This window comes from Actinomadura sp. B10D3 (assembly GCF_039871695.1).
GTDB lineage: Bacteria > Actinomycetota > Actinomycetes > Streptosporangiales > Streptosporangiaceae > Spirillospora > Spirillospora madurae.
Genome location: NZ_JBDPLY010000021.1, coordinates 74,578 through 91,622, shown reverse-complemented (window position 1 = coordinate 91,622; position 17,045 = coordinate 74,578). Strand labels below are relative to the sequence as shown.

Annotated in this window: 17 protein-coding genes; 11 read left to right on the top strand and 6 right to left on the bottom strand. The window is 75.0% G+C overall.

What is annotated here, in order from left to right; genetic code table 11:
- Positions 1 to 60: 60 nt before the first annotated feature.
- On the top strand, positions 61 to 1,371 hold the full coding sequence (locus tag ABGB11_RS27855; protein ID WP_347637366.1) for an FAD-dependent oxidoreductase: 1,311 nt from the start codon (positions 61 to 63) through the stop codon (positions 1,369 to 1,371).
- A gap of 18 nt (positions 1,372 to 1,389) precedes the next feature.
- Here ABGB11_RS27855 and ABGB11_RS27850 read toward each other — a convergent pair whose 3' ends face one another.
- Positions 1,390 to 1,884: a MarR family winged helix-turn-helix transcriptional regulator gene (locus ABGB11_RS27850; protein WP_347637364.1), complete on the bottom strand. Its 495-nt coding sequence runs from the start codon at positions 1,882 to 1,884 to the stop codon at positions 1,390 to 1,392.
- Positions 1,885 to 1,977: 93 nt separating this feature from the next.
- On the opposite strand from ABGB11_RS27850, the gene ABGB11_RS27845 reads away from it, so the two are divergent.
- A complete protein-coding gene (locus tag ABGB11_RS27845) occupies positions 1,978 to 3,069 on the top strand; it encodes an amidohydrolase family protein (RefSeq protein ID WP_347637358.1) in 1,092 nt (363 codons plus the stop codon).
- Here the strand turns inward: ABGB11_RS27845 and ABGB11_RS27840 are convergent.
- Positions 3,059 to 3,790 (bottom strand): amino acid racemase, encoded by a 732-nt coding sequence (locus ABGB11_RS27840; RefSeq protein ID WP_347637355.1) that lies wholly within the window; start codon positions 3,788 to 3,790, stop codon positions 3,059 to 3,061. The two genes, ABGB11_RS27845 and ABGB11_RS27840, sit on opposite strands and share 11 nt — an antisense overlap.
- 98 nt (positions 3,791 to 3,888) lie before the next feature.
- Between ABGB11_RS27840 and ABGB11_RS27835 the strand changes: the two genes are divergently transcribed.
- Positions 3,889 to 4,434, top strand: coding sequence for an XRE family transcriptional regulator (locus tag ABGB11_RS27835; RefSeq protein WP_347637352.1), 546 nt, complete (start codon positions 3,889 to 3,891; stop codon positions 4,432 to 4,434).
- A gap of 2 nt (positions 4,435 to 4,436) precedes the next feature.
- Here the strand turns inward: ABGB11_RS27835 and ABGB11_RS27830 are convergent, their stop codons facing one another.
- The 4 genes from ABGB11_RS27830 to ABGB11_RS27815 are packed head-to-tail and all read right to left on the bottom strand — an operon-like array spanning position 4,437 to position 8,666.
- On the bottom strand, positions 4,437 to 5,831 hold the full coding sequence (locus ABGB11_RS27830) for an MmgE/PrpD family protein (RefSeq protein WP_347637349.1): 1,395 nt from the start codon (positions 5,829 to 5,831) through the stop codon (positions 4,437 to 4,439).
- Complete coding sequence (locus tag ABGB11_RS27825) at positions 5,828 to 6,640, bottom strand: cyclase family protein (RefSeq protein WP_347637346.1); 813 nt, start codon at positions 6,638 to 6,640, stop codon at positions 5,828 to 5,830. The genes ABGB11_RS27830 and ABGB11_RS27825 overlap by 4 nt, the downstream gene beginning before the upstream one ends.
- Complete coding sequence (locus ABGB11_RS27820; RefSeq protein WP_347637343.1) at positions 6,637 to 7,482, bottom strand: CoA ester lyase; 846 nt, start codon at positions 7,480 to 7,482, stop codon at positions 6,637 to 6,639. The genes ABGB11_RS27825 and ABGB11_RS27820 overlap by 4 nt, the downstream gene beginning before the upstream one ends.
- Entirely contained in the window at positions 7,479 to 8,666 is a 1,188-nt protein-coding gene (locus ABGB11_RS27815) for a CoA transferase (protein ID WP_347637340.1), read from the bottom strand. The genes ABGB11_RS27820 and ABGB11_RS27815 overlap by 4 nt, the downstream gene beginning before the upstream one ends.
- A 241-nt stretch (positions 8,667 to 8,907) precedes the next feature.
- Here ABGB11_RS27815 and ABGB11_RS27810 point away from each other — a divergent pair, with 241 nt between their 5' ends.
- From ABGB11_RS27810 to ABGB11_RS27775, 8 genes are read left to right on the top strand one after another with little or no spacing between them, the layout of a single operon-like run.
- Positions 8,908 to 10,158, top strand: coding sequence for an ABC transporter substrate-binding protein (locus ABGB11_RS27810; RefSeq protein WP_347637338.1), 1,251 nt, complete (start codon positions 8,908 to 8,910; stop codon positions 10,156 to 10,158).
- A complete protein-coding gene (locus ABGB11_RS27805; RefSeq protein ID WP_347637335.1) occupies positions 10,155 to 11,171 on the top strand; it encodes a branched-chain amino acid ABC transporter permease in 1,017 nt (338 codons plus the stop codon). The genes ABGB11_RS27810 and ABGB11_RS27805 overlap by 4 nt, the downstream gene beginning before the upstream one ends.
- The gene (locus ABGB11_RS27800) at positions 11,168 to 12,223 is read left to right on the top strand and encodes a branched-chain amino acid ABC transporter permease (protein ID WP_347637333.1); all 1,056 of its coding nucleotides are present in this window, start codon (positions 11,168 to 11,170) and stop codon (positions 12,221 to 12,223) included. Before ABGB11_RS27805 ends, ABGB11_RS27800 begins: the two co-directional genes overlap by 4 nt.
- A complete protein-coding gene (locus ABGB11_RS27795) occupies positions 12,220 to 12,954 on the top strand; it encodes an ABC transporter ATP-binding protein (RefSeq protein ID WP_347637331.1) in 735 nt (244 codons plus the stop codon). Before ABGB11_RS27800 ends, ABGB11_RS27795 begins: the two co-directional genes overlap by 4 nt.
- Positions 12,941 to 13,639: an ABC transporter ATP-binding protein gene (locus tag ABGB11_RS27790; protein WP_347637329.1), complete on the top strand. Its 699-nt coding sequence runs from the start codon at positions 12,941 to 12,943 to the stop codon at positions 13,637 to 13,639. The genes ABGB11_RS27795 and ABGB11_RS27790 overlap by 14 nt, the downstream gene beginning before the upstream one ends.
- On the top strand, positions 13,636 to 14,994 hold the full coding sequence (locus ABGB11_RS27785; protein ID WP_347637327.1) for an MmgE/PrpD family protein: 1,359 nt from the start codon (positions 13,636 to 13,638) through the stop codon (positions 14,992 to 14,994). The genes ABGB11_RS27790 and ABGB11_RS27785 overlap by 4 nt, the downstream gene beginning before the upstream one ends.
- Positions 14,994 to 15,638 carry an aspartate/glutamate racemase family protein gene (locus ABGB11_RS27780; RefSeq protein WP_347637325.1) on the top strand — a complete coding sequence of 215 codons (645 nt, stop codon included), beginning with the start codon at positions 14,994 to 14,996 and terminating at the stop codon, positions 15,636 to 15,638. Before ABGB11_RS27785 ends, ABGB11_RS27780 begins: the two co-directional genes overlap by 1 nt.
- Positions 15,635 to 17,038 carry an FAD-binding protein gene (locus ABGB11_RS27775; protein ID WP_347637323.1) on the top strand — a complete coding sequence of 468 codons (1,404 nt, stop codon included), beginning with the start codon at positions 15,635 to 15,637 and terminating at the stop codon, positions 17,036 to 17,038. Before ABGB11_RS27780 ends, ABGB11_RS27775 begins: the two co-directional genes overlap by 4 nt.
- Positions 17,039 to 17,045: the final 7 nt, after the last annotated feature.

The following is a 17,045-nucleotide window of genomic DNA, read 5'->3' as shown; positions in this document are numbered from 1 at the left end:
ACCGGGACGCCGGGCGCCCCGTCCCCGGGGCCCCGCCTGCCGGGCCCGCGCACCGCCGACGTGTGCGTCGTCGGCGCCGGGTACACCGGGCTCTGGACGGCCTACTACCTCAAGCGCGCCCGCCCCGACCTGCGGATCGTCGTGCTGGAACGCGAGTTCGCCGGGTTCGGCGCGTCGGGCCGCAACGGCGGCTGGGTACTGGGCGAGATCGCCGGGTCCCGGGAGCGCTACGCCGCCCGGCACGGCCGGCCCGCCGCGATCGCGCTGCAGCGCGCCATGTTCGGGGCGGTGGACGAGGTCGTCCGGGTCGCCGCCGAGGAGGGCATCGGTGCCGGGCTCGTCAGGGGCGGCGTCCTGCACGTCGCCCGCAACGCCGCCCAGCGCGCCCGGCTCGCCGCCATGGTCGCCGAGGCCCGCTGCTGGGGCTGGACCGACGACGACCTCGTCCCGCTGCCCGCCGGGGAGCGCGACGACCGGCTGCGCGTCGAGGGCGCGACCGGCGCCGCCTGGAGCCCGCACTGCGCCCGCGCGCAGCCCGCGGAGCTCGTCCGCGGCCTCGCCGGGGCGGTCCGGGACCTCGGCGTACGGATCTACGAGGGGACGCCCGTCGTCCGCATCAACGCGCGCCGCACCGGCGGGCCCGCCGCCGCCGTCACGCCGTACGGGACCGTCACGGCCGGGTACGTCCTGCGCGCCACCGAGGGGTTCACGGCCGCGCTCCCCGGGCACCGCCGCGACTGGCTCCCGATGAACAGCTCCATGATCGTCACGACCCCGCTGCCCGCCCGGACCTGGAAGGCGATCGGCTGGGAGCGCCGCGAGCTGCTCGGCGACATGGCGCACTACTACATGTACGCCCAGCGGACCGCCGACGACCGGATCGCCTTCGGAGGCCGGGGCCGCCCCTATCGCTACGGGTCCCGCATCGACGACGGAGGCCGCACCGAGCCGGCGACGATCGACGCGCTCTGGACGATGCTGACCGCGATGTTCCCCGCCGTCGCCGACGAGGGGCAGGTCGACCACGCGTGGTCGGGCGTCCTCGGCGTGCCCCGCGACTGGTGCGCGACGGTGGTGCTCGACCACGGGACCGGCCTCGGCCACGCCGGAGGCTACACCGGGCACGGCGTCGCCAGCGCGAACCTCGCGGGCCGCACCTTCCGTGACCTCGTCCTGGGGGAGGACACGGAGCTGACCGCGCTGCCCTGGGTGAACCGGCGCGTCCGCCGCTGGGAACCGGAACCGCTGCGCTGGCTCGGCGTCCACGCGATGTACGCCCTCTACCGCGCGGCCGACGCCCGCGAGACGTCCGCCGGGTCGGCGCGGACGTCGTCCCTGGCGCTCCTCGCCGACCGGATCACCGGCCACTGACGAGGGACCCGCCCGGGGTCAGGAGCGCCCGCCCTCCTCGCCGGGCGCAGGGGCGGCCGCGTGCTCCACGATGCCGGTGAGCAGCGCGACGAGCCGTTCACGGTCGCCGGGGGAGAGCCATCCGAACAGCCGCCCCCCGACGGCGTTCGCCGTCTCCGCGGCCGAGCGCGCGCGCCGCCGTCCCTCGGTGGTCAGCTCGATCGCGTAGGCGCGCCGGTCGCGGGCGCTGCGGTTGCGCACCGCGAGCCCGAGCCGCTCCAGCTCGTCCATGATCCGGACGACCGCGGACTTGTCCAGGCCGAGGAGCGCGCCGAGGCGCCGCTGGCTGGTGGGCCCGAGCCGGTCGAGCGCGGATAGCACGGCCGAGTGCCTGGTCTCGATCCCCAGCGGCCGCAGCTCGTCGCTCAGCGCGCCGCGCGCCGCCTGGTGGGCGGAGGCGAGCAGAAAGCCCAGCGCGGCGTCGTCCGTCCGCGGGTCGCCGAGCGGGGTCGGCTCCGGAGGTTGGTTGTCCACTCCGTGGATTTTAGTGCCCGTCGATATAGTCTCAAGCAAGACATTCTCATATACTCCTAATCGGGCGGCCGCGACGAGAGGTTGGAGGCACGGATGCGCGCTGAGGACGAGGACCGCGCGGCCGGCGGTCCGAGCCGGCGGCGGGTACTGGCGTCGGCCGCGGCCGCCGGCGCCGTCGCCGTGACCGGGCTGGGCACGGCCGGCGCCGCCGCGGCGCCGGGGCGCGGCCCGCGGGCGGGACGGATCGACACCCACCACCACGCGCTCCCGCCCGCGCTGCGGGCGTGGGCCGTCGAGCACGGCCTGCTGCCGCCCGAAGGCGGGCCGAACTGGGGCCGCTGGGACCTCCACCGGACCCTCGACACCATGGACGCCCTCGGCATCGCCGCGGGGGTGGCGTCGGCGCCCGCGCCGCCCGAGGCGCTGCGCGACCGGGAGGTCGCCGTCTCGGGGACGCGCGTGTTCAACGAGTCGCTCGCCGGCCTGATGCGCGACCATCCCACCCGGTTCGGCTTCTTCGCCTACCTGCCGCAGTTCCACGTCGACCTGGCGATCAGGGAGGCCGCCTACGCCCTGGACGAGCTGGGCGCCGACGGCGTCCTGCTGATGGCCAACGCGGGCGGCCGCTACCTGGGCGATCCCGTGTTCGAGCCGCTGTTCGCCGAGCTGGACCGGCGCCGCGCGGTCGTGTTCGTGCACCCGGCGGGGCTCGCCGACGCGCGTCCCGTCCCGGGCATCGAGGAGTGGATCGCCGACTTCATGCTCGACACGACCCGCACCGCGCTCAGCCTTATCACCGCGGGGACCCTCGACCGGCACCGGCACCTGTCGGTGATCCTCTCCCATGCCGGGGGCTTCCTGCCCTATCTGGGCGGGCGGGTCGAGCATGCGGGCCGCGAGGGCGAGGGGCCGAGCCCGGAGGCGTTCCGGCGCGCCGTGCGGCGCTTCTACTACGACACCGCCATGCCCGCCTCCCCGTACGCGACGCCGACGCTGCTGGCCGCGGCGGGCGCGGGGCGGCTGCTCTTCGGCACCGACTGGCCGCAGATCGACCGCCCCGAGGTGGACAGGACGGTCGCGCTGCTCGACCGCGATCCGTCGCTGACCCGGCGGGCGCGCGCCGCCGTCGACCGGGAGAACGCGCTGCGACTCCTGCCGACCCTGGCGCGGCGGCTCAGGGGGTGAGAGCCGGGCCGCCGCGCCACGTAGGGATGGCGCGGCGGCCCACCGCCGCGTCGAACGCGGCACGAGCCAGCAGGCGCGTGGAGTCCAGGGTCGGCAGTGGCGAGACGTCCGGCGTGACCAGCAGCGGGATCTCGGTGCACACCAGCGCGACGGCGTCGCAGCCCCGCTCGGCGAGCCGGCCGATGATGCGCACGTACTCGCGCCGCGAGTCCTCGGTGAGGACGCCGTTGACCAGCTCCTCGAAGATGATCCGGTTGACGGTCTCCCGGTCGGCGGCCTCCGGGACCTCGGCGGCGATGCCGCGCGCGGCCAGCTCCCGCGGGTAGACGGGGCCGTCCATCGTGTAACGGGTGCCGAGCACGCCGACCCGCGTGCGGCCGTCGCGGGCGGCCCGGTCGGCGACGACCTGCGCGATGTGCAGGCCGGGCAGCGCGAGGTCCGCGCCGGGGCGTTCGAGGGCCATGTGCGCGGTGTTGTCCGGGCACACGAAGAAGTCGGCGCCCGCGGCGGCGAGCCGCCGGACGCTCTCGGCCAGGGTCTCCCGGATCGAGTCGTGGTCCCCGGCGTCCCAGGCGGGCATGCTGCGCGCCAGCGCGATGAGGTCGAGCGTCACGTCCGGATGGTCGTCGGGGCCGAGCTCCCGGAAGCCCTCGTGGCAGAAGGTCCGGAAGCACAGCGCGGCGCCTTCGGCGCTGTGGGCGAGGATGCCGAGATGCCTCATGGTCCCGCTCCCGTTCGATATGGCGAACAAACGTCCAGTAGCCTGAACATACCTGACATGTTCGCTGTGTCGAACACCCGGACTTCTGGAGCGAACACATGGACCTGATCGCGCTGATCGCGGCGTCGATCCGCCGCGAGCGCGAGCGCTCCGGGCTCTCCCAGACCGAGCTGGCCAGGCGGGCCGGGCTGGCGAAGTCGACGCTCTCCCAGCTGGAGTCGGGCACGGGCAACCCGAGCGTCGAGACCCTCTGGGCGCTGAGCACCGCTCTGAACGTCCCGTTCAGCCGCCTCGTCGACCCGCCGCGCCCGGCCGTGCGGGTGATCCGCGCGGGGGAGGGGCCGGCCGCGCACTCGGACACGTCCGACTACACGGCCGCGCTGCTCGCGTCCTGCCCGCCGAACGCCCGCCGCGACCTTTACCGCGTCACCGCCGAGCCCGGGGCGCCGCGCCTGTCCGACCCCCATCCGCCGGGCACCACCGAGCACGTCGTGCTGAGCGCGGGGCGCGCCCTCGCCGGGCCCTCGGCCGAGCCGGTCGAACTGGCCCCGGGCGACTACATCACCTACCCCGGCGACGCCCCGCACGTCTTCGAGGCCCTGGCCCCCGGCACCTCAGCGATCTACCTCATGGAGCACACCTGAGGTCAGGCCAGAAGGGACGTCAGCGAGCGCACGTCCTCCACGCCGGCGAGGCCGTAGACGGTCTCGGTGATCCGCTCGGCCCGGGACTCCGTGACGCGGCGCAGGGCGTTCAGCCGGAACTTCGTCGCCAGCTCGTCCGCCGAGAGCGGGTTGCCGGGACCGCCCCGGTTGGCGTCCACCCGCTCCTCCAGGAGCGCCCCGTCCCGGGTGCGGACGCGCAGGACGGCCGGGAACTGGTGCGGGAAGATCTCGTCGCAGCGGGCGTCCGGCACGCAGCGGACCTTCGTGGCCAGCGCCAGGCGACGGGGGTCCGCGGCGGCCTCGTCGGTGAAGTCCTCGTGGAAGACCCCGAGCCCGCCGCCGCCGAGGAGGGCGGCCGCGACGGTGTAGGGGCCGGAGAACGCGGCGTGGTACCCGGACTCCGGACGGGCCTTGTCCTCGTGCGGCTCGCCGATCGTCCGCAGGACGGGTGTCGGCGCGCCCAGCTCGATCGACTCGACGTCGTCGGGGTCCAGGCCGCGGGCACGCAGGCGCAGCGCGGCGTCGATGCCGGCGTGCGTGAAGTGGTTGCACGGATACGGCTTGAAGAAGATGCCGGGAAGCTCCCAGTGCTCGCCCAGGCCGGACGTGAGCGCGTCCAGGTCGACCCGGTCGCCGCAGAACGCCTGGAGCAGGCCGAAGCGGCCTTCGAGGACGGTCGGCGGCCCCGTGATCCCCGTGCGCGCGAGCCCGGCCGCGGTCACGGCGGCGTGCGCGGCCCACCCGCAGTGGATCCGCTTCACGGTGCCGCCGGTGCGGTTGGCCTCCAGGATCCCCGAGCCCATGCTCGCCGCGATGCCCATGGCGTGGGCGATCCCGGCGGCGTCCAGGCCGGACAGCACGGCGGCGGACGCGGCGGCGCCGACCGCCCCGCAGATCGCCGTGGCGTGCTGGCCGCGCTCGAAGAACACCGAGTTGCCGAGCGCGCGGTCGTACCCGGCCATGCCGAGCCGGACGGTGATCTCGACGCCGGCCCCGACCGCGTCCAGCAGCCGGGCCCCGCTCTCCCCCCGCGCCTCCGCGACGGCCAGCGCCGCGGGCACCACGGACGCCGACGGGTGCAGGACGGACGGCAGGTGCGTGTCGTCGAAGTCCAGCGAGTGGGCGAGCGTCCCGTTGAGCAGGGCGGCGCTCGGCTCCGGGAGCCGCGCGCCGGTGCCGATCGCCGTGGCCCGGCCGGCCCCGCCCCACTCGGCGACCAGTTCCCCGACGGCCCTGGCCGGGCGCTCCCCGGTGGCCGCCAGGCTGTTGCCGAGCGCGTCCAGGACGCGCCGGGCGGCGTCGGCGCGCAGGTCCGCGGGCAGGCCGCGGGACGCGGCGGACGCCGCCAGTTCCGCGAGCCGCTGGACGGGCGTCATGCCGACACCGCGGCGAGGGGGCGGACGGGGGAGCCGGTCCCGCCCTTGATCCGCAGCGGGGCCAGCACGAACACGAACTCGTGCAGCCCGGCCTCGGCGAGCGCCTCCAGGTTCAGGTGCTCCAGGATGAAGATCCCCGACTCGACCAGCAGGATCCGGTGCACGGGCAGCACCGCGTGGCCCGCGCCCTCGGGGATCTGTTCGTAGGCGGTCGTGTCGGCGCCCGTCGCGGTGATCCCCCGCTCGGCCAGCCACCGCGCGGCGGACGGGGTCGCTCCCGGCACGCCGGTCTCCCTGCCGAGGTAGGCGGTCGCGTCGCCGAAGGCGCGGGCCCACCCGGTGCGGATCAGCGCCACGTCGCCGGGCCGGGGCTCCGCGCCCGCACGCTTGGCGGCGAGGTCGAGGTCCTCGGCCGTCACGCCGTGGCCGGGCGGCAGCGTCGCCACCTCGTGGACGGCCGCCACGTCCAGCAGGACGCCCCGGCGGAGCAGGCCGGGGAGGTTCTCGGCCCCGTGCCGGGTGAAGACGCCCCCGCGCTGCGCGTCGGCCGCGGAGACCCCGCCGTGCAGCCTCCCGTCGTGGCTGACGTGGGAGAGCGCGTCGATGTGCGTGCCGACGTGCCCGCCCGTCACGATGATCTCGTTGGCGGCCGAGCCGCCGTCGGGGCGCTCCATGTCGCCGTGCCGCCGGATCAGCGTCATCCGGAATCCCGGATGGTTGGGGGAGCAGGGCATGCCGGTGAAGAACGGCTGGCCCAGCTCGATGAGCCGGACACCTCCGGCCACGGCGGCGAGGAGCGGGTCGGTCATGGGGTGCGGCCTTCCTTGAGAGGGCGGGCGGCGGACTCGGCGGAGGCGGCGGCGTCGAGCAGCCAGGCGGCGCGCTCGACGACGGCCCTGTCCACGAACCGGCCGGCGGAGTCGATCCACGCGGCGTCGCCGCGCTCGGTCACCTGGCTCATCAGCTCGCGCGCCCAGGCGACGTCGCCGGGGTCGGGCGCGCAGGCCTCGTGCACGACGGGGATCTGCGCGGGGTGGATCACCGAGCGGCCGAAGAACCCGGCTCGGCGCCCGGCGAGGGTTTCGGCGCGGAGCCCGTTCAGGTCGCGGACGGCGGTCCACACGCTCTGCGGCGGGGACGGGAGCCCGGCGGCCCGCGCCGCCACCACCACCCGCGACCGCGGCCACGCCAGCGCGTCGCCGCCGGACACCCGCAGGTCGGCGGCCAGGTCGGCCTCGCCGAGCGAGATGCCGGCGACCAGCGGGTGCGCCGTCGCGAGGGCCATGGCGTTCTCGACCCCGAGGGCCGACTCCAGGACGGGGAACACCGGGACGCCGAGCGCGCCGGCGACGCGGCGCAGCTCGTCCGGGTCCTCGCACTTGGGGATCCGGACCCCGGCGAGCCCGCCCGGCGCGCTCGCGAGCAGGGCGATGTCGTCGGCGCCGTCCGGCGTGGCGGGCGCGTTGATCCGCACGTGGGCGCCGTGCCCGGCGGCGAGCGTGTCGAGGACGGCGCGCCGCGCCCGCGCCTTGGCGGACGGGGCGACCGCGTCCTCCAGGTCGAGGACCACCGCGTCCGCCTCCGACGCGAGCGCCTTGCCGATGCGGTCCGGCCGGTCGCCCGGGACGTAGAGCCACGAGCGGGGCGTCACTTGATCACGCCCTTCGCGCGCAGGTCGTCCAGGCCGGCCCCGTCAACCCCGTAGCGGGCGAGGATCTCGGCGGTGTGCGCGCCGAGCGGCGGCCCGGCCGACTCGATCCGCCCCGGGGTCCGGGACAGGCGGAACAGGATGTTCTGCATCCGCACCGGCCCCAGCTCGTCGTCGGGGACGGTCGCGATCGTGCCGAGCGCCTCGAACTGCGGGTCGGCCATGACGTCGGCGGCGGTGTAGACAGGAGCGACCGCGGCCTGCGCCTCCTCGAAGGCCTTGACGACCTCGTCCCGGTCGCGCGCGGCGATCCACGAGCCGACGGCCTCGTCCAGCACGTCGGCGTGCGCGGCGCGCTCGGCTCCGGTGCCGAACCACGGCTCGTCGATCAGCTCGGGCCGGCCGACCAGCCGCATCACGCGCTCGGCGATCGACTGGGCGCTGGTGGAGATCGCGACCCAGCCGCCGTCGCGGGTCCGGTAGGTGTTGCGCGGCGCGTTGTTGTGGGAGCGGTTGCCGGTGCGGGCCTGCAGCTCGCCGAGCTGGTCGTAGGTGATGATCTGCGGGCCGAGCAGGGTGAGGATCGGCTCGATGATGGCCAGGTCGACCACCTGCCCCTCGCCGGTCGCCTCCCGCGCCCGCAGCGCCGTCATCACCGCGAACGCGGTGGTCAGCGCGGCGATCCCGTCGGCGAGGCCGAACGGCGGCAGGGTCGGCGGGCCGTCCGGCTCCCCGGTGATCGCGGCGAACCCGCTCATCGCCTCGGCGAGCGTCCCGAACCCGGGCCGCCCGGCGTACGGGCCGGTCTGCCCGAACCCGGTCACCCGCGCGAGGACGAGCCGCGGGTTGACCTCCCGCAGCTCGTCGTAGCCGAGGCCCCAGCGCTCCAGCGTCCCCGGCCGGAAGTTCTCGATCACCACGTCGGCGTCGGCGGCCATGCGGCGGAACAGGCCCTGCCCCTCGGGCGAGCCGAGGTAGAGGGTCATCGCCTTCTTGTTCCGGCCGAGCATCTTCCACCAGAGCCCGACACCGTCGCGCTGCGCGCCATGGCTGCGCACCGGGTCGCCGCGCGGGTGCTCGATCTTGACGACCTCGGCCCCGAAGTCGCCGAGCAGCGTCGCGGCGAGCGGGCCGGCGAACAGCGTGGCCGCGTCGAGGACCCGGACTCCGGACAGGGCGTCGGTCATGGACGGTACCGCCTTCGAGGGAAGATCGTTCCGCTAAGAGAAACGGTGGTCGGTCATTCGGCCGGTTCGCGGACGCGCCCCGGACTTTCCAAATTCGCACTGCTTGTTGAGTCACGTCAAGTTAGCTCTAGATATTGACCGGGTGGCGTGACGGGTGCCACGATGGCGCATCAGTGACCTGTTGTTCCTCCTAGCGGAACATGGAAGGGCGGAACATCGGGCAGAGCGGCGGGAGAGATGAATGTCGGCTCGAAAGCTCGCCGCCGGGCTCGGGGCCTGTGCGGTCCTGCTGGCCGCGGCCGGCTGCGGCGGCTCGGCGCCGTCCGGCGCGGCCGGAGTCGCGGCCGGACGCGACGAGGGCCCGGTCAAGATCGGCGCGCTGCATCCGGTCAGCGGCGCCAACGCGGCGGACGGCCAGCAGATGCGGCGCGGCGCGCGGATGGCGGTGGAGGCGATCAACGCCGCGGGCGGCATCAGGTCCCTCGGCGGACGCAAGGTCGAGCTGGAGACCGGCGACACCCAGGGCAAGGCGGAGGTCGGCCAGAGCGAGGCCCAGCGGCTCATCTCCGAAGGGGCGGTCGGGCTCGTCGGCACCTATCAGAGCGCCGTCAGCACCAACGTCGCGGTCGTCGCCGAACGCAACCGGGTGCCGTTCGTCATGGACGTCACCGCCTCGGACGCGATCTTCGCGAACGGCTACCGGTACTCGTTCCGGGTGCAGCCCGGCAGCGCGGCCATCGCGGGCGCCGCCGCCCGCTATCTCAAGGAGGTGTCGGACCGGGCGGGCAAGCCCGTGCGGAAGGTCGCGTTCCTGCATGAGCAGACCGACTTCGGCAGCGGCGCCGCCGAGGCGTTCACCAAGGCGGCCGCGAAGCTCGGCATCGAGGTCGGGCCGGACATCAGCTACGACGCGCTCACCGTGTCCGACCTCACCGCGCAGGTCACCCAGGTCAAGGCGTCCGGCGCGGACGTGCTGGCCGTCGCGGGCTACTACCGCGACAGCCTGCTCGCCGCCAAGGCGATCGCCGCGGTGAAGCCGGACCTGAACGCGGTCTGGGGCGTCTCGAACGGCGCCTTCGACCAGCCGAAGTTCGTCACCGACGGCGGCGCCACCGCCGAGCGGATCTTCAGCACCAACTACCACTTCGACGCCAGGAACCCGAACACGGCCCGGCTGCGGGCGGACTTCCAGCGGCGCTACGGCGCCCCCATGCGCACGGGCGCGGTCCTCGCCTACGACGCGGTCCAGGTGATCGCGCAGGGGGTGGAGCGCGCGGGCACCACCGACGCGGAGAAGGCGCGCGACGCCATCGCGTCCTCGAAGGTCGAGCCCCTCACGGTCGGGACCGGCCCGATCACGTTCGCCCCCAACGGGGACAACAGCAACGCCCTGCCCGTCCTCATGCAGGTCCAGGGCGGCCAGGTCAGGCAGGTCTATCCGCAGGAGAAGGCCGAATCCCAGCCCAACTACTCGGTGACGTGGCGGTCATGAGCAACATCGGAACCAAGGCCCAGTCCCCTCCCGCCCCCGCCGTCCGCCGCCTCCTCGGCGGCGACGGGACCGGGGCCCTCCTCAAGCGCGCCGCCGTCACCGGCGGCCTGGTGGCCGCCGCGATCGCGGTCGCCCTGATCAAGTCCGGCAGCGGCCTGGTCGTCTGGCAGTCGGTGGTCACCGGCCTGCTGATGGGCGGGCTCTACGGCCTCATCGCGATGGGCCTCACGCTGATCTTCGGCGTGCTGGACATCGTCAACTTCGCGCACGGCGCGCTGCTCGCCATCGCGATGTTCATCTCGTTCGGCGTCGTGCAGGGCACCGGCCTGCACCCCTACCTGACCCTGCTGGTCGCCGTGCCGGCGCTGTTCCTCATCGGCGCGGTCGCGCACCGCGGCCTGCTCGCCGGGGCGGGCGGCGCGTCCCTGGAGAACCAGCTGCTCATCACGCTCGGCCTGTCGCTGCTGCTGGAGAACGGGCTGCTGATGTTCTTCGGAGCCGAGCCCAAGAACGTCGCACTCCCCGGCGACTTCCAGTTCTCGCTGTTCGGCGCGGTCGTGCCGGGCGCCCGGCTGTACGCCTTCGTCGGCGCGGTCCTGATCGGCGCCGCGCTGTTCTGGCTGCTGCGCCGCACCCGGCTCGGGACGGCGATCCGCGCGGTCGCCGCGAACGGGCAGGGCGCCGAACTGGTCGGCGTGAACGTCCGGCGCGTCCACACCCTCACGTTCGCGATCGGGACGGCCTGCGCCGGGGCCGCCGCGGTGCTGGCCGCGCCGCTGGTCACCGTCACGCCGACGCTCGGCGAGCAGTTCAACATCACCGCGTTCGTCGTCGTGGTGCTCGGCGGTATGGGCAACGTCGCCGGCGCGCTCGCCGGCGGGCTGCTGATCGGGCTGGTCGAGCAGCTCACCACGATCTACATGGACGGCCAGAGCTCGCTGCTCGGCGTGTTCGCCGTCTTCCTGGTCGTGCTGTTCCTCCGGCCGCAGGGACTCTTCGGGGGGCGGTCATGACGGGCATCACGCTGACCGGACGCCCCGGCGCGGGCGCCGCCCGCCCGGCCAAGGCGCCGCCGCTGCGGCCGCAGAACCGGCAGCTCGCCGTCCTCGCGGTGCTGCTGGTGGCCGCGATCCCGCTGCCGCTGGTGCTGCCGCCCGCGCAGGGCGCCGTCGCCGTCCGCATCCTGATCTTCGCGCTGACGGCCATCGGCTGGAACGTGATGAGCGGGTTCGGCGGGATGTTCAGCTTCGGGCACGCCGCGTTCTTCGGCCTCGGCGCCTACACCAGCGCCTACCTGCTGGTCGAGCACGATGTGTCGCCCTGGATCGGGATGCTCGCCGGGATGGCGGTCGCCGCCGCGGTCGCCGTCGTCATCGGATTCTTCGCGTTCCGGTACAAGCTGAAAGGCGCCTACTTCGCGCTGGCGACGTTCGCGTTCGCCGAGATGCTGCGGCTGGTCGTCACGACGACGGAGTTCACCAACAAGGCGGTCGGGTTCACCGTCCCGCTCATCCAGGGCGCGTCGTTCTGGAAGATCCAGTTCGCGGCGGACTCGCCCGCCTACTTCTGGATCGCGCTCGGACTCGCCGGCCTGGCCGCCCTGGCCAGCATCCTGTTCCTGCACTCGCGGACCGGCCGCTACGTCACCGCCATCCGCGACGACGAGCTCGCCGCGGCGTCCCTCGGCACGCCCGTGATGCGGTACAGGCTGGTCACGGTCGCCCTCTCGGCCGCGATCACCGCGGTCGCCGGCGCCTTCTACACGCAGTACTACCTGTTCGTGAACCCGGACCTGGCGTTCGGGTCGGCGGTGTCCATCCAGGCGATCGCGACCGTCGTCATCGGCGGCATCGGCACGATCTGGGGCCCGGTCGTCGGCGCGGTCATCCTCGGCGCGCTGTCGGACGTCACCGCCACGCTGCTGCGGACGCCGCCCGACTCCCTGAGCTTCCTGCAGGGACGGAGCGGGCTCGACGTCGCCGTCTACGCGGTCCTGCTGATCCTGATCGTCCGGCTGCTGCCCAAGGGCATCGTCGGGACGATCTCCGAGAGGTGGCGCAGATGAGCATCCTCACCGTGACCGGCGTCGGCAAGGGCTTCCGGGGCCTGCGGGCCCTGTCGGAGATCGACTTCCAGGTCGGGGAGGGCGAGATCCTCGGCGTCATCGGCCCCAACGGAGCCGGGAAGACGACGCTGTTCAACGTCATCTGCGGAGCCCTCGCCCCCGACGCGGGACGGGTGGAGTTCGGCGGCCGGGACGTCACGGGGTCCTCGCCCGACCGCATCGCCCGCGCCGGCATGGTCCGGACGTTCCAGCTGATGCGGCCGTTCGGGAGCATGACCGTCCTGGAGAACGTCGCCCTCGCCGCCCAGCACCGGCGGCAGCCGCCGCTCAGGCTGCGCAGCCGGTCGCTGGACGTCGTGGAGCGCGTCGGCCTCGGGCCCTGGGCGCACTGCAACGCCGCCGAGCTGCCCACGGCCGGGCTGAAGCGCCTCGAACTCGCGCGGGCTCTGGCGATGCGGCCGAAGGTCCTGCTACTGGACGAGGTGCTCGCCGGCCTTGTCCCGGCCGAGCGCGAACCCGTCCTGGACCTGCTCGCGGCGCTCCGCGCGGAGGACGGCACGACGCTGCTTTTCATCGAGCGCATCATGGCCGCGGTGATGCGGCTGTCCGACCGGGTCCTCGTCCTGGACCAGGGCCGGGTGCTGGCCACCGGAACGGCCGAGGAGGTCACCTCCGATCCCCGGGTGATCGAGGCGTATCTCGGAGAGGAGCCCGGCGATGCTGAGGATTGACAAGCTCTGCGCCGGCTACGGGCGGATGCGGATCCTGCACGAGATCGACCTGCGGCTCGGCGAGGGCGAGATCGTCGCGCTCGTCGGCGCGAACGGCGCGGGCAAGACCACGACGCTGCGCGCGATCTGCGGCCAGCTGCGCCCGGAGTCCGGCACGATCACGTTCGGCGGGTCGGCGACGGCCGGGCGGCGCCCCGACCAGCTCGTCCGCGACGGGCTCGTGCACGTCCCCGAGGGGCGGGCCCTGTTCGGCACGCTCACCGTCGAGGAGAACCTGCGGATGGGCGCCTGGACGTGCCCCGCCGAGACCGCCGCCGGCCTGCGCGAGGTGTTCGAGCTGTTCCCCGCCCTCGCCGAGCGCCGCACGCAGGTCGCGCAGACGTTCAGCGGCGGGCAGCAGCAGATGCTCGCGATCGGCCGCGCGCTGATGGCCCGGCCGAGGCTGCTCATGCTGGACGAGCCGTCCACCGGCCTGTCGCCGAAGCTGACGTGGGCGGTGCTGGACGCGGTCCAGCGGATCCGCGACACCGGCGTCGCGGTGCTGCTCGTCGAGCAGAACGCCAAGCAGGCCCTCGGCATCGCCGACCGCGCCTACGTCATGGAGAGCGGGTCGACGGTGCTGCACGGGACGGGCTCCGAGCTCGCCGGGTCCGCCGCGGTCAAGAAGGCGTACCTGGGCCTGTGAGCAACGCGGTTTCGACGGATGCGCGGACGGCCACGGCCCGGCTGGGGGAGTGGGCGGCCCGCCTGGACGTGGCCGGCGTTCCGGCGCCGGTGCTCGACCGGCTGTCGCTGGTCCTGCTCGACGCCGCGGGCGTGACCGCGCTCGGCGCCGGGCAGGACGGCATGCGCGCGGTGCGCTCGTCCTGGAACGCGCCGGACGGGCCCGCCCCGCTCATCGGCGGCGGCCGGTGCGTCCCCGTGGACGCCGCCGCCTGGCTGAACGCGATGGCCCTCGTCTGCCTCGAACTGGACGAGGGCAACAAGTACGCCAAGGGGCACCCGGCGGCGCACGGCTTCCCGGCGGTCCTGGCACTGGCGTGCGAGCTGGACGCCTCCGGGCGCGACACCGCCGCCGCGCTCCTCGCCGCCTACGAGGTCGCGTCCCGGTTCGGGCGGGCGACGCGGCTGCGGCCCGGCGCGCATCCGCACGGCGGCTGGGGCGTCGCGGGCGCCGCCGCCGGGTGCGCCCGGCTGCTCGGCCTCGGCCCCGGCCGGGTCGCCGCCGCGATCGACACCGGGGCCGGGCTGCCGGTCGCCGGCCATTTCGCGTCCGCGACCGGCGGCAACCCGGTGCGGGACGCGTGGATCGGCGCCTCCAACCTGTCCGGCCTGGTGGCGGCGCGGATGGCGGCCGCCGGGATCGCCCGCAACACCGGCACGGCGGCGCTCTCCCTCGGGAGCCTGCTGGGCGAATTCGACCCGTCGGAGCTGACCGGCGGCCTCGGCGAGCGCTGGGACATCACGCGCGGCTACTTCAAGCGGCACGCCTCCTGCTCGTTCACCCACCCGGCCGCCGACGCGGTGCTCGACCTGCGCGGCGGCCTCGACCCGTCCCGGATCACCGGGGTCCTGGTCGAGACGCACGCGCTCGGCGCCGGGCTGGGCTCGGCGGAGTGGGACAACCGGCTGTCGGCGATGTTCTCCACGCCGTTCGCCGTCGCCGCGGCCCTGCTCGACGGCGAGGTCGGGCCGCGCACGGACCCCGGCGACCCGGCCCTGCGGGCGCTGGCGCGGCGCGTCCGGCTGGCGGAGGCGGCCGACCTGACCGCGCGCCTCCCGGACGAGCGCGCCGCCCGCGTCACGGTGTCGCTGGACGACGGGACGACCCGCACCCGCGAGATGACGAACCCCGTCGGCGACGCCGACCACGACCCGCTGGAGGAACGGGACGTCCTGGCGCTTCTCAAGGGCTGGCTGCCCGGGCACGCGGGCCTGGTGGACCGCGCGGCGGCCTTCGCCCGCGCCCTGCCCGCCCTGGACCACGTCGGCGAGGCCCTGCGCGGGCTCGCCGGCGACGAGACGAAGGAGCCGCACTGATGCGCGCACTGGCGGTGACGCCGATCCATCTGCCGCCGGAGGAGATCCGGCGCAGGCAGGCCCGCTACGACCGGCTCGCCCCGCCCGGCCTCGCGGTCGAGTTGCGCGACGTCGGCCCGGCCGCGCCCGGGTCCCTCGACGACGAGGCGTCGGTCCGGGCGTCCGAGCGGGAGGTCGCCGCCGCGCTGGCGGGGGCGCGGCAGGGCTTCGACCTCGCGTTCCCCGACTGCGTGCTCGACCCGGCCGTCCCGGACGGCCCGGCTGACCAGGGCGTTCCGGTCAACGGGCTGCTTAAGCTGAGCGGTATGCACCTTGCCGCGGCGAACGTCCGGTTCGGGGCGGTGGTGCGGAACGAGGCGATCGGCGCGGAGCTCGGGCGCCGCCTCAAGGGCTACGGCCTGGAGGCCTATGTCGCCGGGATCGCGATCCTGGAGCTGCCCTTCGACGCCATCGCCGACGCGGACGCCTGGAACGCCGCCCTCGCCGAGGCCGTGGACGCGCTCGCCGCCGCCGGCGCCGCCGCCGTGATCAACGGCTGCTCGGCCGTCGACGTCGAGGAGGACCGGTTCGCGGCCCGCGTGGTCGATCCCACGGCCCTCGCCCTGAAGCTGATGACCCTGACGACGGCGGGGAGGAGCGCGTGACCGGCGGTCCCGACCTCGTCGTCGCGGGCGCGGGCGGCGGCCTCGCCGGTGCGCTGCGCGCCGCCGAACTCGGCCTCACCGTGCTCGTCGTCGAGGCGAGCGAGCACTTCAGGCGTGGCAACAACACCTCGATGTCCACCGCGATGTTCCCCGGCGCGGGCTCCCGCTGGCAGGCGTCCGAGGGCGTCGGCGACTCGCCGGAGCGCTTCGTCGCCGACATCATGGCCAAGACCGGGGGACAGGCGGACGCCCGCCTCGCCCGCACGCTGGCCGGCGTCAGCGGGCCCCTCGTGGACTGGCTCGCCGACTCGGCCGGGCTGCCGCTGTCCCTGGTGACCGACTTCACCTACCCCGGACATTCCGTACCGCGCTGCCACTCGGTGCCCGGACGGCACGGCTCCACCGTGATCGACCACCTCGCGCGCCGCGTCCGCGACGACCCGGGCATCGACCTGCTCGTCCCGGCCAGGCTCGTGGACGTGCGCACCGGCCCGGACGGCGCGGTGGACGCCGCCGTCGTCCAGTACCCGGACGGGACGCGCGAGGACATCCCGACCGGCGCGGTGCTGCTCGCGACCAACGGCTTCGGCGCCGACCGCGCGCTCGTGGAACGCCACCTGCCGGAGATCGCCGGCGCCCTCTACCAGGGCGGCGACCAGTCCCTGGGCGACGCGTTGCGCATCGGCGGCGGCCTCGGCGCCGCCACCGGCTACCTGGACGCCTACCAGGGCCACGGCGCCGTCGCCGCCGGTGCGGGCACCCTGGTCGGCTGGGCCACCGTGATCCACGGCGCGATCATGGTCGACCGCGGGGGGCGCCGGTTCGGGAACGAGACCCGCGGCTATTCCGAGTACGCCGCCGAGCTGGCCGCCCGGCCCGGCGGCACGGGCTGGATCGTCCTGGACGAGACCGTCGCCGGGCAGTGCGAGCGGTTCAAGGACTTCCGGGACACCGTCGAATCCGGGGTGCTCGTCTGGGCGGACGACGCCGAGGGCCTCGCCGAGGCCACCGGCCTGCCCGCCGGAGCCCTCGACGCCGAGCTCGCCGCGAGCGGCGCCGCCGCACGCGGCGAACGTCCCGACGACCACGGCCGCACCCACTGGGAACGGCCGCTCGCCCCTCCGTACGCCGCCGTCCGCGTGGTCCCCGCCCTGTTCCACACGCAGGGCGGGCTGCTCGTCAACGGGGACGCGGCCGTCGTCGATCCGGACGACCGGCCCATCCCCGGCCTGTACGCGGCGGGCGGCGCCGCCGCCGGGATCTCCGGTCACGGCGCCGGCGGGTACCTGCCCGGCAACGGCCTGCTGCCCGCCTTCGGGCTCGCCTACCTGGCGGCCGGCGCCGTCGCCCGCGGCAGAGCCCCGGAGACGGCCGCCCACATGACCACCCGCGAGAACTGAGGAGAGA